Origin of the sequence: Campylobacter showae CSUNSWCD (assembly GCF_000313615.1) — a bacterium.
GTDB lineage: Bacteria > Campylobacterota > Campylobacteria > Campylobacterales > Campylobacteraceae > Campylobacter_A > Campylobacter_A showae_A.
The window spans coordinates 46012-60392 of the sequence record NZ_AMZQ01000005.1 but is presented as its reverse complement, the minus strand read 5'-3'; the positions used below and the strand labels follow the sequence as shown (position 1 = coordinate 60392).

At 45.8% G+C, this 14381-nt stretch carries 13 protein-coding genes; 8 read left to right on the top strand and 5 right to left on the bottom strand.

From position 1 onward, the window contains the following. Nucleotides 1-131 precede the first annotated feature (131 nt). From fliP to CSUNSWCD_RS03700, 4 genes are all read right to left on the bottom strand, one after another. Nucleotides 132-863 carry a flagellar type III secretion system pore protein FliP gene (gene fliP / locus CSUNSWCD_RS03720; RefSeq protein WP_376826371.1) on the bottom strand — a complete coding sequence of 244 codons (732 nt, stop codon included), beginning with the start codon at nucleotides 861-863 and terminating at the stop codon, nucleotides 132-134. An 11-nt stretch (nucleotides 864-874) separates the two neighbouring features. Further along, a complete protein-coding gene (locus tag CSUNSWCD_RS03715; protein ID WP_009494313.1) occupies nucleotides 875-1645 on the bottom strand; it encodes an OmpA/MotB family protein in 771 nt (256 codons plus the stop codon). Between the two features lie 5 nt (nucleotides 1646-1650). Then, entirely contained in the window at nucleotides 1651-2418 is a 768-nt protein-coding gene (locus tag CSUNSWCD_RS03710) for a motility protein A (protein WP_009494312.1), read from the bottom strand. Nucleotides 2419-2722: 304 nt separating this feature from the next. Then, nucleotides 2723-3871 (bottom strand): PepSY-associated TM helix domain-containing protein, encoded by a 1149-nt coding sequence (locus CSUNSWCD_RS03700; RefSeq protein ID WP_009494310.1) that lies wholly within the window; start codon nucleotides 3869-3871, stop codon nucleotides 2723-2725. 148 nt (nucleotides 3872-4019) lie between these two features. On the opposite strand from CSUNSWCD_RS03700, the gene glmU reads away from it, so the two are divergent. From glmU to CSUNSWCD_RS11685, 8 genes are all read left to right on the top strand, one after another. Next, nucleotides 4020-5339, top strand: a complete 1320-nt coding sequence (gene glmU / locus CSUNSWCD_RS03695) for a bifunctional UDP-N-acetylglucosamine diphosphorylase/glucosamine-1-phosphate N-acetyltransferase GlmU (RefSeq protein ID WP_009494309.1) — start codon at nucleotides 4020-4022, stop codon at nucleotides 5337-5339. After that, nucleotides 5326-6501, top strand: a complete 1176-nt coding sequence (coaBC, locus tag CSUNSWCD_RS03690; RefSeq protein WP_009494308.1) for a bifunctional phosphopantothenoylcysteine decarboxylase/phosphopantothenate--cysteine ligase CoaBC — start codon at nucleotides 5326-5328, stop codon at nucleotides 6499-6501. Before glmU ends, coaBC begins: the two co-directional genes overlap by 14 nt. A 17-nt stretch (nucleotides 6502-6518) precedes the next feature. Beyond that, entirely contained in the window at nucleotides 6519-7178 is a 660-nt protein-coding gene (locus tag CSUNSWCD_RS03685; protein ID WP_167536546.1) for a hypothetical protein, read from the top strand. 1 nt (nucleotide 7179) lies between these two features. After that, nucleotides 7180-7881 (top strand): polyprenyl diphosphate synthase, encoded by a 702-nt coding sequence (gene uppS / locus CSUNSWCD_RS03680; protein WP_034964309.1) that lies wholly within the window; start codon nucleotides 7180-7182, stop codon nucleotides 7879-7881. 339 nt (nucleotides 7882-8220) lie between these two features. Continuing rightward, nucleotides 8221-9042: a prepilin peptidase gene (locus CSUNSWCD_RS03675; protein ID WP_009494304.1), complete on the top strand. Its 822-nt coding sequence runs from the start codon at nucleotides 8221-8223 to the stop codon at nucleotides 9040-9042. Beyond that, the gene (locus CSUNSWCD_RS03670) at nucleotides 9035-10060 is read left to right on the top strand and encodes an LptF/LptG family permease (RefSeq protein ID WP_009494303.1); all 1026 of its coding nucleotides are present in this window, start codon (nucleotides 9035-9037) and stop codon (nucleotides 10058-10060) included. Before CSUNSWCD_RS03675 ends, CSUNSWCD_RS03670 begins: the two co-directional genes overlap by 8 nt. Then, nucleotides 10061-11044, top strand: a complete 984-nt coding sequence (gene truA, locus CSUNSWCD_RS03665) for a tRNA pseudouridine(38-40) synthase TruA (RefSeq protein ID WP_009494302.1) — start codon at nucleotides 10061-10063, stop codon at nucleotides 11042-11044. 144 nt (nucleotides 11045-11188) lie between these two features. Beyond that, the gene (locus CSUNSWCD_RS11685; protein ID WP_009494301.1) at nucleotides 11189-11986 is read left to right on the top strand and encodes a DUF3137 domain-containing protein; all 798 of its coding nucleotides are present in this window, start codon (nucleotides 11189-11191) and stop codon (nucleotides 11984-11986) included. 199 nt (nucleotides 11987-12185) lie between these two features. Here the strand turns inward: CSUNSWCD_RS11685 and CSUNSWCD_RS03655 are convergent, their stop codons facing one another. Beyond that, complete coding sequence (locus tag CSUNSWCD_RS03655) at nucleotides 12186-14291, bottom strand: FtsK/SpoIIIE family DNA translocase (protein WP_009494300.1); 2106 nt, start codon at nucleotides 14289-14291, stop codon at nucleotides 12186-12188. Nucleotides 14292-14381 lie beyond the last annotated feature (90 nt).

Sequence of the window (14381 nt, the reverse complement as noted above, 5' to 3'; positions counted from 1 at the left end):
CCTATTAGCTCTGGGCGGCGCGGGCTAAATTTGAGCGGGTTTGCGCCGTCTGAAGTCTGGCGCCGTAGGTAAAATAAAATGAAAATTTAAGCGGCGCGCGGAGCTTTTTTAAGATTATAGCGACAAAAAACCTAATGAAAGCTTTTAACGAGATTCATGACGAGCAAATTCCACCCGTCGACGAGCACGAAAATAAGTAGCTTAAACGGTAGTGAAATCATCGTCGGCGGTAGCATCATCATGCCCATCGCCATGAGCACGGAGCTAACGACCATATCGATGACTAAAAATGGCAGATAGAGCAAAAACGCTATCTCAAACGCCGTTTTCATCTCGCTGATCATAAACGCGCTCATCACGACCGTGAGCGGAATATCGTCGAAGCTTTGCGGGTTTGGCATATTTCTGATGCGTAAAAATAGCGCTAGGTCCTTCTCTCGCGTATTTTTTATCATAAACTCGCGAAACGGCTTCACGCCGCGCTCAAATGCCTCTTGATAGCCGATTTGTTCGCTGAGATACGGCTGCACGCCCGCTTCGTAGGCTTGCTTGCCCACAGGCTCCATGATAAAAAACGTAAGTACCATCGCAAGGCTAATAAGCACCGTAGAAGGCGGCATCTGCTGCGTGCCCATCGCTTGACGTAAGAACGAAAAAACGATAATGAGCCGCAAAAAGCTCGTCATCATAAAAACTAGCGAAGGAGCTAGCGTGAGGACGGTTAAGACGAGTAGGACGTTTAGCGAGCTAACTAGCTGGGTGGGCGTAGTGGGCGCGCTTAGGCTGAGATTTACGGTCGGGATAGTGACGTTATCCTCGCCGATCGCGACCGCCGCAAAGATAAAAAACAGCAAAAACGTCAGTTTTTTCAAATTTACTCCTGCGCGTCCAGTATGCTTTTTTGCGTTTTGGCTTTGTCGTCTAAATTTAACGAAACGAAGTGTATCTCGACTCTGCGGTTTTTCTCCCTGCCCTGCTCGGTAAAATTCGTTGCAAACGGCTCAAATTCAGCCTTTGCGGATGCAGTTAGCTTTTTAGGATCAACTCCGTCTTTGATGAGCTCGCTAACCACGCTGATAGCTCTAGCCGATGATAGTTGCCAGTTGTCTTTAAACTCGGCAGAGCCCGGCTGCTCGCTGTCGGTATGTCCGATCACGTTTGCTACGACATCTGGCGGTAGCTTGGCTATCACCATCGCGATACGTTTTAAAAACAGCAGTGCGTCGTCGTTTTGCAGCTGGGCACTATCTTTTGCAAAGAGTAAATTTGCAGGTAGCCTGATCACAAATCCGCTCTCGCTCTCCTCAAACGTAACCTCAGGCGAGCCGCTAGCGTGCAAAAGCTCGTTGATAGAGCGTAGCGTCTGCTCGAAATTTGACTTTACGCCCGTGCGTTCTTTATTTGAGGTGGCGTGATCATCTTGGTTTTGCTCGGCGCTGACGTCGGGTTTTGTGCCGCCCTCAAGCACACCCAAAGCACCGCTTAGCGAGCCGATCGCAGCTTCTAGCTTTTTTGCGTCCATCGTACTCATAGAAAGAAGCAGTACGAAAAAGCAAAGCAACAGCGACATCAAGTCGCCAAACGCCGCGAGCCACTCGGGCAAGCATTTGGGGCAGTCGCTTGGATCGATTAACTTTTTAGCCATTTTTTCTACTTATCAAACTGACTGACGCGGTCTTTAGGCGGTAAAAACGATAGCAGCTTCATCTCGAGCGTCCTAGGGTTGTCGCCCGCCTGGATCGCCATTATGCCCTCTAGCATCAGCACTTTCGCCGTGCCTTCGTCCTTGTCGCGGATGCTTAGGATATTTGCCACGGGCGAGCCAAGGATGTTTCCTATCATCGCGCCGTAAAGCGTCGTGATGAGCGCGACCGCCATCGAAGGACCGATAGCTGAGGGATCTGACATGTTCATAAGCATCGCAACCAGGCCGATGAGCGTACCGATCATACCCATCGAGCCCGCAAAACCCGCGATTTGTTCGAAAATTTTGATATTATCGCCATGCCTCGAGCTAGACTGCTCCATATCTATCTCAAGTAGCGTTCTGATGGCGTCTGGTTCATTGCCGTCAACCGCCATAGATAGGCCTTTTTTTAGAAACGGATCGGTTTCGTTATTTGCATCGCTCTCAAGCGCCAAGATACCGTCGCGGCGAGCTTTTGTGGAGTATTCGACCATTTTTTTTACTATTTCTGGGAGATTGTAGGTCTTTGGCTTTACCGCGATGCCGTAAAACGTGCCTAGCTTTTTTATCTGCTCCATCTTAAAGCCGATCATCAGCGCGCAAATCGTACCGCCAAAAACGATCAAAACAGAGGGAATATCGATGTAAGCTCCGATTCCGACGCCCATCTGCATGGAACCTAGCAAAAGCACCATAATAACTATCCAACCGACGAGGCTACCTAAATCCATCTTGCAACTTTCTATTTAAAAATTTTAGTTTGTATTTTAGTTTTTTTTAGTTGAAAAAACAGTTAAATTTAGATTAGCTTTTTGCAAAAGGCGTTCCAAATCGGCATAAATTTTTTCAAATTTTGTATTTTTGTTCAAATTTCGTTTTTTGGCACTTTTCTTGACCAAATTTTGAATGCTTGCTTTTACTAAAATTTGATTTAAAAAGCGAAGCAAAATTTTAAACAAAAACAAAAGGCAGCGTCTTGCGGCGAGGGCAAATTTTGATAAATTTATAGCTCGCACGCGTAAAGGGCAAATTTAACTAGGCCTTTTTCGGCTTAAACGCCCTTTTTGCCGTCATATAAAAGCCGCTAAAGATAAATAGCGCCATCAAAAGCGAAACGACCGACCACAAAATTTTACCCGCAATCCCAAAAAAATATCCCGTATGCAGCTGATAGTTCGTGCTCTTTACCATGCCTACGGTTATGCCCTCAGTTTGCTTTTGCTCGGCCATCTTGCCATCTTTTACGTTCACGGCGGTCATTTTCGGACGAGCGGTGTTTGGCGCGTCAGGTTCGTAGTATCTGACGTTTATCTTATCTCCGGCCGCGAGCATCAGGCTAAATTCCTTATACTCTATGCCGCTTGATCTAAATATCTCATAAGCCTTCTGCACATCGCTAAATTTATACTCGGCGCTCTTTTTACCCTCTGCTTTTGCGGGCGCTCCGTCTTTTTGCGCGGTCTCTTTTGGCAAATTTTGCTCGCTAACAAAAACCCCCGTCACAGCGCCGTTATACCAGCGATACGACCACATGAGCCCTGTTAAGCAGATGATGAGATAGATCGCTGCGCTTAGGACGCCAAAACTCGTGTGCAGGTTATGAAAAAGGGCGTATTTTTTGAGTTTAAAATTTGGCTTCACCGCCTCGGCAAATTTACGTTTTAGCCTAGGAAAATGCAGCCAAACGCCGCTTATCACGAGCACTATCATCGCAACCGTACTAGCGCCCACGATCTGCTTGCCCACTTCGCCCGCGGTTTTATTTCCAGTTAGCGCAAGGCCCAAATTTCGGTGCAGCGACATCGCCACGCGCACGAAGGCGACTCCGTAGTCCTTGCCGATGATCTGCGCGGTATATGGATCGACCAGATAAGCATCGCTATTGCTAGCATAAATTTTGATCGCTTCGTTTTCGCTTTTTGGTAGCACGAGCCTTGCTGGCTGCTTAACGCCCGTTTGCTCGCTAAAGCTTTGCAAGATTTTCTCAACGCTTAGCATTTCACCGGTTTTTTCGACCTTGGCGGCGTTTAAATTTATAAGCTCCTCAAGTTCGTGCTGATACGATAAAATCGCTCCCGTAACGCCGATAACGAGTAGCGGAACGGCAAAAATAATCGATAAAATCAGGTGAAGGTTAAACAAAAATTGATTTCTTCTTAAGAGTTTTCTAACAAACGAAAGCAAGCCGCATCCTTTATATTTTGATTTTGATTATTTTTAAAACTCGTGATTATATTGATTAATACTTAAGAAATTGTTAAGTCCAAAAAGCATTAATCGCGCATTTAGCAAATTTGAGATAAAATCGCTCAAATTTAAATAAGGAAAAAAGATGAGCGATATCGGCGTAGTGGTGCTTGCCGCGGGGCTTGGCACGAGGATGAAATCAACCAAACCAAAGGTGCTTTTCGAGCTTTGCGGAGAGCCGATGATTATCCATATTTTGCGCAAAGCTTACGAGATCAGTAGCGACGTGAGCGTAGTTTTGAGCTATCAAAAAGAGCTAGTAGGAGCCAAAATCAAAGAGATTTTCCCTCAAACTAAAATTTACGAGCAAAATTTAAAGGATTTCCCGGGCACTGCGGGCGCGCTAAAAAACATCCCGCTAAATAGCGAAAAAACGCTGATTTTGTGCGGAGATATGCCGCTTATCAAAACCAACGACCTAATCCGCCTAAGCGCGGGAAACGCAGACATTGCTCTTAGCGTTTTTGAGGCGGCAGATCCGTACGGCTACGGCCGCGTGATCATAAATAACGGCAAAGTAGAGGCCATCGTAGAGCAAAAAGACGCAACCGAGACGCAAAAAATGATAAAAAGCGCAAACGCCGGCTGCTACTGCTTTAAAAGCGAAGTTTTGCGCGAGATTTTGCCTCTCATCGGCAACGAAAACTCGCAGAAAGAATTTTACCTAACCGACGCGATCAAAATCGCAAACGAGCGCGGTCTAAAATGCTGGGCAATCAACGTCGAAGAGCAAAATTTCATGGGTATAAACGATAAATTTCAGCTTAGTATCGCCCAAAATTTGATGCAGGACGAGATCAAGAAAAATTTGATGAAAAGCGGCGTGCTAATGCGGCTACCAAATAGCATTTACATCGACTCTAGAGCCAAATTTGAAGGCGAATGCGTCATTGAAGAAAACGTAAGTGTCATCGGAGAGTGCGTAATCAAAAACTCCGTCATCAAAAGCGGCTCAGTCGTAGAAAACTCCGTCATCGAGGACTCCAACATAGGCCCTCTAGCGCACCTGCGCCCAAAATGCGAGATCAAAAACACCCACATAGGAAACTTCGTCGAGCTAAAGGCAGCCAGGCTAAACGGCGTTAAAGCAGGCCACTTAAGCTATCTGGGCGACTGCGAGATAGGCCCTGGCTCAAACGTAGGCTGCGGCACGATCACGTGCAACTACGACGGCAAAGCCAAACATAAAACTATAATCGGCAAAAACGTCTTTATCGGCTCGGACACGCAGCTAGTAGCTCCCGTAAAAGTCGGCGACGACGTGCTAATCGCGGCGGGAAGCACCGTAACTAGCGACGTACCAAGCGGCGCGCTAGCCATCAGCCGCACGAAACAGGTAAATAAAGAAGGCTTTTTTTATAAATTTTTTAACGACGCGAAAAGCGACGAAAATGCTAAAAAATAAAAAAATTTTGCTCGCGGTTTGCGGCAGTATCGCGTTTTATAAAGCTTATGAAATTTTATCCGCGCTAAAAAAAGAGGGCGCGGACGTGCGGGTTATGCTTAGCGAAGGAGCGCTCAAATTTTGCTCGGAAGCGGGCTTTGAAGCGCTGTGCGAGCATAAAATTTTAACCTCGCGCACGGAGAGTTGGCAGGACGGACTAAATCACATCGCCTACGCCAAAACCGATCTAATCCTCATCGCGCCCGCGAGCGTAAATACGATAAACAAGCTTGCAAGCGGCATTTGCGACAACGTATTTATGCAGACTCTGATCGCTAGCCCGGCTCCCCTACTCATCGCGCCAGCGGCCAACGACAAAATGATAAATCACTTCGCCACACGCAAAAATTTCGAGTTTTTAGCGGAAAACGGCGCGAGTTTTATCGAGCCGGTAGAAAAAATCCTAGCATGCGGCGACATGGGTAAAGGCGCGCTGGCAGACGTTTCTACGATCATCTACGAAACAAAAAGAATGCTAACGGAGCCAAAATTTAAAGGACAAAAGGTGATCGTAACGGGTGGCGCTACGAGCGAAAAGATCGACGACGTGCGGGCGATCACGAATTTTTCTAGTGGCAAGATGTCGCGAGCGCTTGCCAACGCATTTTACTACGCGGGCGCGGACGTGACGCTGATAGCTAGCTTTGAGACAGCAAACGCTCCTTATAAAACGCTAAAATTTCAAAGCTCGGCGGAGCTAAAAGAGCTGCTACACGCAAATTTGACGGACGCAAATTTACTCGCGATGACTGCTGCGGTTAGCGACTACACCCCAAAAACCAAATTTGAAGGCAAGCTAAAAAAGCAAAATTTAGGCGAAATTTGGACGTTGGAGCTCGCTCAAAACGATGACGTTTTGGCCTCTTTGGCGGATTTTAAAAACGTAAAAAAAATCGGCTTTAAAATGGAAATGGACGCCGCAAACGCTATACAAAACGCAAAAAATATGCTTGAGAAAAAGAGCCTTGACGCCGTTTGCCTAAACGTGCTTGGCGGCGATATAAATTTCGGCTCGGATAGCACGCAAATAACCTTTATCACGCGCCATGACGCGCAAAATATCGCGCTAACATCCAAAGAGGACGCGGCGCGGCAAATCGTAAATTTAGCAACCAAGCTATGATAAATCCCGTCTCACGAGTGCAAAAAATCGCAAGCGGCGGCGCAGGCACGGCTCTAAACGCGAGCCTGCCCATCAGTATCAAAGTCGCGCAAAAGACGGGCTACAATCGATACAATCTCAAAATGGGCAACAAAATCCTAAGCACCAAAAGCATGAAAAGCCTCGACGTGGAGGGTGAATACTGGGGCGAGATCGCAAGCGGCACCGAAAATATCGTGATAAGAAATCTCTTTAAAAAGCCAAGTTTAGCCTACGCCGCGCCTGACGGGCTGGCACTCATAGAAAGACTGATAAGCGAGCCAGATTTAAACTGGTTTTATGAATATATATTTAACGGTCTTAGCGCGGCAGACTCGCGAGAAACCTTTGAAAATCTAGCTCAAATGCTGCTTGCGCTACAAAAAAACATCATTAATATTTCGTTTGTTTATAACGGTGTAAAAGGCGTTTTTCAGATGAAATTTGACGGCGCTAAAACGAGTCAAATTTACCTTGTTTTTTCAAATTTCTCTCCGATTATTTTTACACTAAAAGGCGCTCAAATAATCAATGCTCAAACGCCGTTTGACAAGGTTGCCAGGCTCTTGCGGGACGAGTTTAGCAGCGAAGTGCAAACGACTCAAAACATCGCCGCTTTCTTTGATCCAAGCGGAAAAATAATTGATTTTAAGGGATAAAATGAACGAGCTAAATCACCTCGCGATCATCATGGACGGCAACGGCAGATGGGCTAAGCGCCGCGGTTTGCTACGCACCAAAGGGCACGAAACGGGCGCAAACGTCGTGGAGCAAATGTGCGAGTTTTGCATCGACGAGGGCGTGGCTGTGCTGAGCCTTTATGCATTTAGCACCGAAAACTGGAAGCGCCCAAAGAGTGAAGTGGCGTTTTTGATGGAGCTTTTACATAAATTTTTACTCTCAAAACGCGAGAGCTTTATCAAAAATGGCATCAAATTTAACGTCATAGGCGACGAAAGCCCGCTAAGCGATAAGCTAAAAAGCGAGATAAATGATATCAAAAACGCGACCGCGCAAAACTCGCGGCTAAAGCTAAATTTAGCCCTAAACTACGGCGCAAAAGATGAAATTTTAAGAGCTTTTAGGAGATTTTGCGAAAAAAACGGTGGCAAATTTGACGCCAAAAACCTAGCTCAAAATTTGAGCGAAGATAGCTTGCAAGAGTGCCTCGATGAGCCCGCACCCATCGACCTTCTCGTGCGCACCGGCGGCGAGCAGAGACTGTCAAATTTCATGCTTTGGCAAGCTAGCTACGCCGAGCTTGCCTTTACGCCCACGCTTTGGCCCGATTTTACGCGCGAGGAGCTAGCCTTGATAACGGCTAAGTTTAAGAAAAAAGATAGAAGGTTTGGCGGACTTTAAATTTGACATTTTTAACTGGCGTCGTCTTGTTAAATTTACGTCGTTTTTGTTTATCCGCTTGCGACAAAAAGCTTTTTAAATTTGATAAATAAAAATCTTGCCGCAACGCCGTTTTCCATAAATTTTGAGCCGAAATCTTTAAATTTAAAATCATTCAAGGCAATATTTCGCTAAAATCGCCTTTAAATTTTGTGTTTTATGCTTTTTGAGGCGCTAAAACTAGTCAAATTTTAGTTCAAATCAGCGCGGCAAATTTGCGCAAATATTGCTTAAAAACGTCGCCGCTAGCTCAAAACAATCGCAGCAGCCAAATGCATTATAAATTAAATTAGGAGAGTTATGATTTTCGCCGTTGTATTTTTTATTTTATTATTTTTTATCTTGGGCGCCGTAGTAGGCAGCTTTAGCAACGTCCTGATCTACCGCATGCCGCGCGGCGAGAGCGTAAATTTTCCCGCTTCGCACTGCCAAAGCTGCAAAACACCGCTAAAACCGTATCATAACATCCCGATTTTTGCGTGGCTGTTTTTGCGCGGCAAGTGCGCGTTTTGCGGCGAAAAAATCAGCTTTCAGTATCCTTTGGTTGAGCTTGCTAGCGGCCTGCTTTGCGTGCTTGCGTATTGCGTTGAGATGCACGGACTTGAGCCTTTTACGGACGGCTTTTACGCCGCTATTTTCAAGGCGGCGATGCTTGGTATCTGCTTTATCTTGCTGCTAGCGCTTAGCCTGATCGACTTTCGCTACAAAGCCGTTCCGGATCCGTTACTTTTTGCCAGCGTCGCATTTTCGCTGCTTTACGGCTTTAATCTACCTGCCTCTTTTGACTCGGATGGGCTTTTATTTGCATTTGATTCGTTTATAAACGCTGCGATTTTTATGTTTGCATTTTGGCTACTTCGCGCGGTCGTCAGTCTGGCTCTCAAGCGCGAAGCCATGGGCTCTGCGGATATTTTTATAGCGGGCGTTATGGGCGCGATCTTGGGCATCAAGCTTGGCCTCATGGCGATCTATGTCTCGGCGCTACTGACGCTGCCTGCATATCTCATAGTGCGAAAGTACGGATACGAGCTGCCTTTCGTGCCGTTTTTAAGCCTTGCTACGCTCATCGTTTACGCGTTTAAGGAGCAATTTATCTACATATTGGGACTGATTTATGGATAGGACAGCGCGTTATCTTTTCTCAAACTTCCTAAGTACGTTTGCATCGCTATTTGCGACGCTTTTTCTCATCATGTCGATCGTGTTTTTTATCCAGATAGCGCGCATCACGTCGTACATCGAGATCACCTTTATAGAGCTTTTTAAACTTTATATGTTTATGCTGCCTAGAGTGCTGCTTTTTACCGTACCTATCGCGTTTTTCGCATCGCTTGCGCTCATGTTTTTCAGACTTTCGCGCGAAAACGAGAGCATCGTGCTTTTTACGCTCGGATATTCGCCCGTTAGGATCGCTAAATTTTTCCTCATCGTTAGCGGCGCGGTTTCGGCCTTTTTAATCGTCACCGCGATAGTGCTGATCCCTACGGCCGCAGAGCTAAACTCAAATTTCGTCTCGTACAAAAAAACCGTCGCCAAGCTAAATTTAAAAACAACCGAATTTGGGCAAAAATTTTCCGACTGGATGGTCTTTATTCAAAACGAAAAAAACGACGAGAACGGCACTCTTTATGAGGGTGTGACGCTTTATTCACCAAAAGAAGACGCGCACCGATTCGTCCTTGCTAAAAACGCTCGCCTAACCAACAACAACGCTGTGCTTGAGTTTACGCTATCGGAGGGCAAAATTTACGATATAAGAGACGCCTCGTGGCATAAAACCGACTTTGGCACGATGAAAATCAGCACCGCCCAAGAGGACAGCGTCGCGCAGACGAAGTCGTTTGTACAGTATTGGCAAGCGATGAGCGAGGATAAAAAGCGCGCCAAAGACTTCGCAACCTACGTTCTCATAGCACTTTTCCCACTAGCGACGACGCTTTTTGCTTTGAGCCTAGGTATTGTGACCTACCGCTACGAAAAGGGCTTTGTGTATTTTGGGATATTTGGCGTACTATTCGGGTATTTTACACTCATTATGCTCTTTAGTTCGCGCGTTTTTATCGCGATTGCGGCGATATTTTCGCTATTTTTTATCGCCTCGATTTTTAGCTTTAGGGCTAAAATTTTAAAAAGATACTAAGTGCGGCTTAAACTCGTTTTTAGCTACGACGGGTCGAAATTTCAGGGCTCGCAGACCCAGCCGCACGAAAACGGCGTCGAGGACGCTCTGGGTGTGGCTCTAGCGCACGTGGGTATTTTTAGCAAGATAATCTCCAGCTCGCGCACAGACAAGGGCGTGCACGCAAACAATCAAGTCGCCTGCGTGGAGTGCGGCGAGCATTTTAAAGACTTTACGCGTCTAAAAGCTCTCATCAACCGCCACGCTCATCCGGCCATTCATGTCAAATTTATAAGCAGCGTTAAAGACGACTTTCATCCGCGATACGACGCTACCGTGCGTGCATATCGATACGTCATCAATCACGGCGAGTTTTCGCCTTTTTTGTCGCCTTACGAGACTTTTTTACCCAAATTTGACCTGAATTTAGCAAACGAACTACTCGCGCTTTTTGTCGGAGAGCACGATTTTAGTGCGTTTATGAAGCTCGGTAGCGACATCAAAAGCCCGGTGCGGCACGTTTCAAAGGCCTTTTGCTACGAGCGCGGCGAACGAACGATTATCGTTTTTAAAGCAAACGGCTTTTTGCGCGCCCAGGTTCGCCTCATGGTCGCTAGCGTTTTAAAGGCGCTTGAGCTTGCTAAAAGCGGTAAATTTAGACAAATGCAGGCGCAGGAGTTTAAATTTGAGCGCGCAGAGGTGGCAAATTTGGACACAAATTTAAACAAAAAAAGCCACGATAATATCCTGACAAAAAGTCACGAAAGCGTAAATTTGGCGAAATTTGAAAATAATGCAAATTTAACCGCCGAACGTGCAGAGTGCGTCGCTTCAAAATTTGACGCTAAAAACTCAAATTTAAACAAAGTCGCAAACAACTGCTGCGATGCAAATTTCCTCAAAGCAAAAGAGCTTTTGCGCCAAGCTATCCACGAGCAAAAGCCGCTCACGCGAATCCCCGCACCGCCAAATGGTCTTTATCTAAACCGAGTTTTTTACGAATGAGAAATCAAAAAATAAAAGAAGCCATCGCTGCCGTAACGCAAAAGCAAAATGAGTGTAAAAAAATAGTCAAAAAATACGCTACATTTATGACTATAACGACATTTGTCGCACCGATACTAATTTTTATTATTATGGAGCGACGCTTTGAAATATTCTTTCTTTTATTTGCAGTCATCCCAATATACGTCACGCCAAGGATTCCAAAAAGTAGAAAAAACGCTGGAAGAGTATAGAAGCTTCTACAAAAATGTTTTTGTTAGCACGGTAATTGCCGATATAGATAGCAATTTTACATACGAGCCTCAAAAAGGCATCAGCGCAAACGAATTTTATAAAAGCGGAATATACAGGCGCGTAAATTTTTACGGCGAAGACCAAATAAGCGGTACTTATGCTAATGTCAAATTTCAATTAAGCGAGGCTATAAAAATAGAAAAAACATATGACTCAAACGGCTCAAAAAACCCTTATCTAGCGCTTTTGAGAGTAAGCAAAGTCATATACGACGAATATATGGACTTTAACGGTACAGTACTAGTCTGCGAGTTTTATAAAAATTTCAAAGGACAAACGATACTAGCCGATAAGAAGGTGCTAAATACGAAAATATCTGGCGAAAAAGAGGTGCTGGACGATACGGAGTTTAACAACGAATTTCGCGTATTTACCGACGATAAGATAGAAGCGCGCTATCTTTTAAGCCCTGGTTTTATGCAACGCCTACGCGAGGTTAAGCAGGGTTTTGACAGTGCCGTATCGCTAAGCGCGGTGTTTATGGATGATAAATTCTATCTCTTTTTAAACGGTGCAAAAAACCGTTTTGAAAGTTCACTATTAGACCCGCCGCTAAGCCTTTCTGATGCGCAGGCCATAAAAGACGAGGTCTTGCGGCTATTACGCGTCATAGACGAGCTAAATTTGAGCATTGACGTTTATAAATAAATGATTTTGCTTTTTCGGCGGTAAATTTCGCCAACGATGAACTTAAAATTTGAGCGTAAATATAGATTTTAGCTAAACGCGCAAAACTTCGCAACGCCGTGCAAAGCCTGTCGCCCCCAACGGACGCCTATTTTCAAGTTTAACGGCGCTAAGCTAAAAATAAATACAGCCAGCATTCGCTAGTAAATTTGAGCCAAATTTACAAAATATCCCTCTGCCCTTTTGTATTCATCGGACTTAGCACGCCCATTTGCTCCATCTGTTCGATGATCGTAGCTGCGCGGTTGTAGCCGATTTTTAGGCGGCGTTGTAGATAGCTGATCGAGGTTTTTTGCTCGCTTAGCACGATCTCTTTAGCCTCTTCGTAGAGCTCGTCTAGCTCGCCCGCTACCACGCCAGAGCCTGCTCCACCACCGCCGCTAGCGCCCTCCTCGGCTAAAAATCTCTCGTCGTAGACCACATCTTGTTGCGCTTTTAGGAAATTTACTATCGTGTCGATCTCTTTTTCGCTAGCAAACGGCGCGTGCAGCCTGATAACGCCCGGGCTTCCAGGAGGCGTAAATAGCATATCGCCGCGTCCTAGCAAGCTCTCCGCGCCCATTTGATCTAGGATCACCTTACTATCGATACGCTGACCGACGCGGTAGCTGATGCGGCTAGGCAAATTTGCCTTTATGAGCCCCGTCACGACGTCTACGCTCGGGCGCTGGGTGGCTACGATGAGATGTATGCCACTAGCGCGCGCCATCTGCGCTAGACGCCCGATATATAGCTCCACGTCCTTGCCGCTAGTCATCATGAGATCAGCCAGCTCGTCGATGATCACGACGATGTACGGGAACTGCTCGCCGCCCTCCTCTTTCATCTTTTCGTTGTAGCTTTCGATATTTTTGGTACGCGTGTGGCTCATGATCTTGTAGCGACGCTCCATCTCGGCAACCATGTTTGATAGCGCGGTTATGGCCTGCTTAGCCTGCGTGATGACGGGCGTGAGCAGGTGCGGGATGTCGTTATAGATACTAAACTCAAGCATCTTGGGATCTATCATCATCAGGCGCAGAGTCTGCGGGCTGTTGCGATACAGCAGACTTAGTAGCATCGCATTTATGCCCACGCTCTTGCCAGATCCCGTCGTGCCCGCGATTAGTAGATGAGGTAGCTTTTTTAGATCGGTGATAAAGGGTGCGCCGACGATATCCTTGCCTAGCGCGATAGTTAGCGGACTGCTCGAGTTTTTGAAAACCTCGCTATCTAAAATTTCCTTTAGATAGATGGTTTCGATATTTTGATTCGGCACCTCGATGCCTACGACGTCTTTGCCCGGTATCGGCGCCTGGATACGGATAGTCTGCGCGCGCAGAGCCATCGCTAGATCGTCTTGCAGGGTTAAAATTTTACTTACTTTGATATGCGGCGCAGGACGAAATTCAAACGTCGTAACGATCGGCCCCGTGTACGTTCGCACGACATCGCCGTCTATTTTAAATTTGCGCAGTTTATCGAGCAAATCGGAGATCTTTTGATCGATCTCAGCCTCATTTACGCTGTTTGAGCGCCTCGGCGGATCGGCTAAAAATTTAAGCGGCGGCAACGCAAAATCCTTAGGTTTTTCGACCTTGCCTTTTTCCATTTGTTCGAGCAGTTTTTTATTTTCGGCGACTTCATTTAGGATCTCGACGCCGTTTATAGTAGTACTTTTTTCTTCTAAATTTGACTCGCTTTCATCCTGCGCATCGTCTTCATCGTCCGGCTCGTCTTCATCCTCTAGCTTTTCGCCGTTTTCCTCGCTCAAATTTGACTCGCTTTGAGCTTTGGGCTTTTTGATTTGTCTAGGTTTTTTTTGCGATTTTGGCTTAATCTCGGCTGGGTTTTCAAATTTATCCTCATTGGAGCTGGGCTCAACGAAAGCCTTTTTTAAGATAGCTACGATGTTATCCTGTGCGATAAGACCAAAACTCAGCACAAAAAGCATCAAGATAAATACCCACATACCTATCACGCCGGCCACGTCTTTTAGCGCATCATTTATGCTGTTTGCAACCAGTCCGCCGTAGTTAGCGTTAGAGCCTGATTGAAACATCAAAAACGCCAAAAACAGTAGCGTCGCTCCAAGTGTCGTCTGGGCAAATTCGGCGTTAAAGCCGTTAAAATATTTGTAAATATAATACGCAAAAAATATAAAAACAAAAGGGTAAACGTAAGCAATAAAGCCGAAAAGTTTGAAGTTCCAAAGTCCTATCGCGTTGCCAAAACTACCGACGAAATTTGCCGCAGGCGCGACGGTAGCGATCCCGAAAAATATCAAAAAGCAAACGACTACTACTAAAACCGATTCTCTTAAAATGGCGCGTCCTTTTAAATTGAGTAAATTTAAATTTACGGGAGAGCACTAAAT

What these genes read in the sequence shown, in the direction of transcription:
- CSUNSWCD_RS03715 (WP_009494313.1), bottom strand. Translation starts at nt 1,645, where the DNA reads ATGGCTAAAAAGTTAATCGATCCAAGCGACTGCCCCAAATGCTTGCCC.
- CSUNSWCD_RS03710 (WP_009494312.1), bottom strand. Translation starts at nt 2,418, where the DNA reads ATGGATTTAGGTAGCCTCGTCGGTTGGATAGTTATTATGGTGCTTTTG.
- glmU (WP_009494309.1), top strand. Translation starts at nt 4,020, where the DNA reads ATGAGCGATATCGGCGTAGTGGTGCTTGCCGCGGGGCTTGGCACGAGG.
- coaBC (WP_009494308.1), top strand. Translation starts at nt 5,326, where the DNA reads ATGCTAAAAAATAAAAAAATTTTGCTCGCGGTTTGCGGCAGTATCGCG.
- uppS (WP_034964309.1), top strand. Translation starts at nt 7,180, where the DNA reads ATGAACGAGCTAAATCACCTCGCGATCATCATGGACGGCAACGGCAGA.
- CSUNSWCD_RS03675 (WP_009494304.1), top strand. Translation starts at nt 8,221, where the DNA reads ATGATTTTCGCCGTTGTATTTTTTATTTTATTATTTTTTATCTTGGGC.
- CSUNSWCD_RS03670 (WP_009494303.1), top strand. Translation starts at nt 9,035, where the DNA reads ATGGATAGGACAGCGCGTTATCTTTTCTCAAACTTCCTAAGTACGTTT.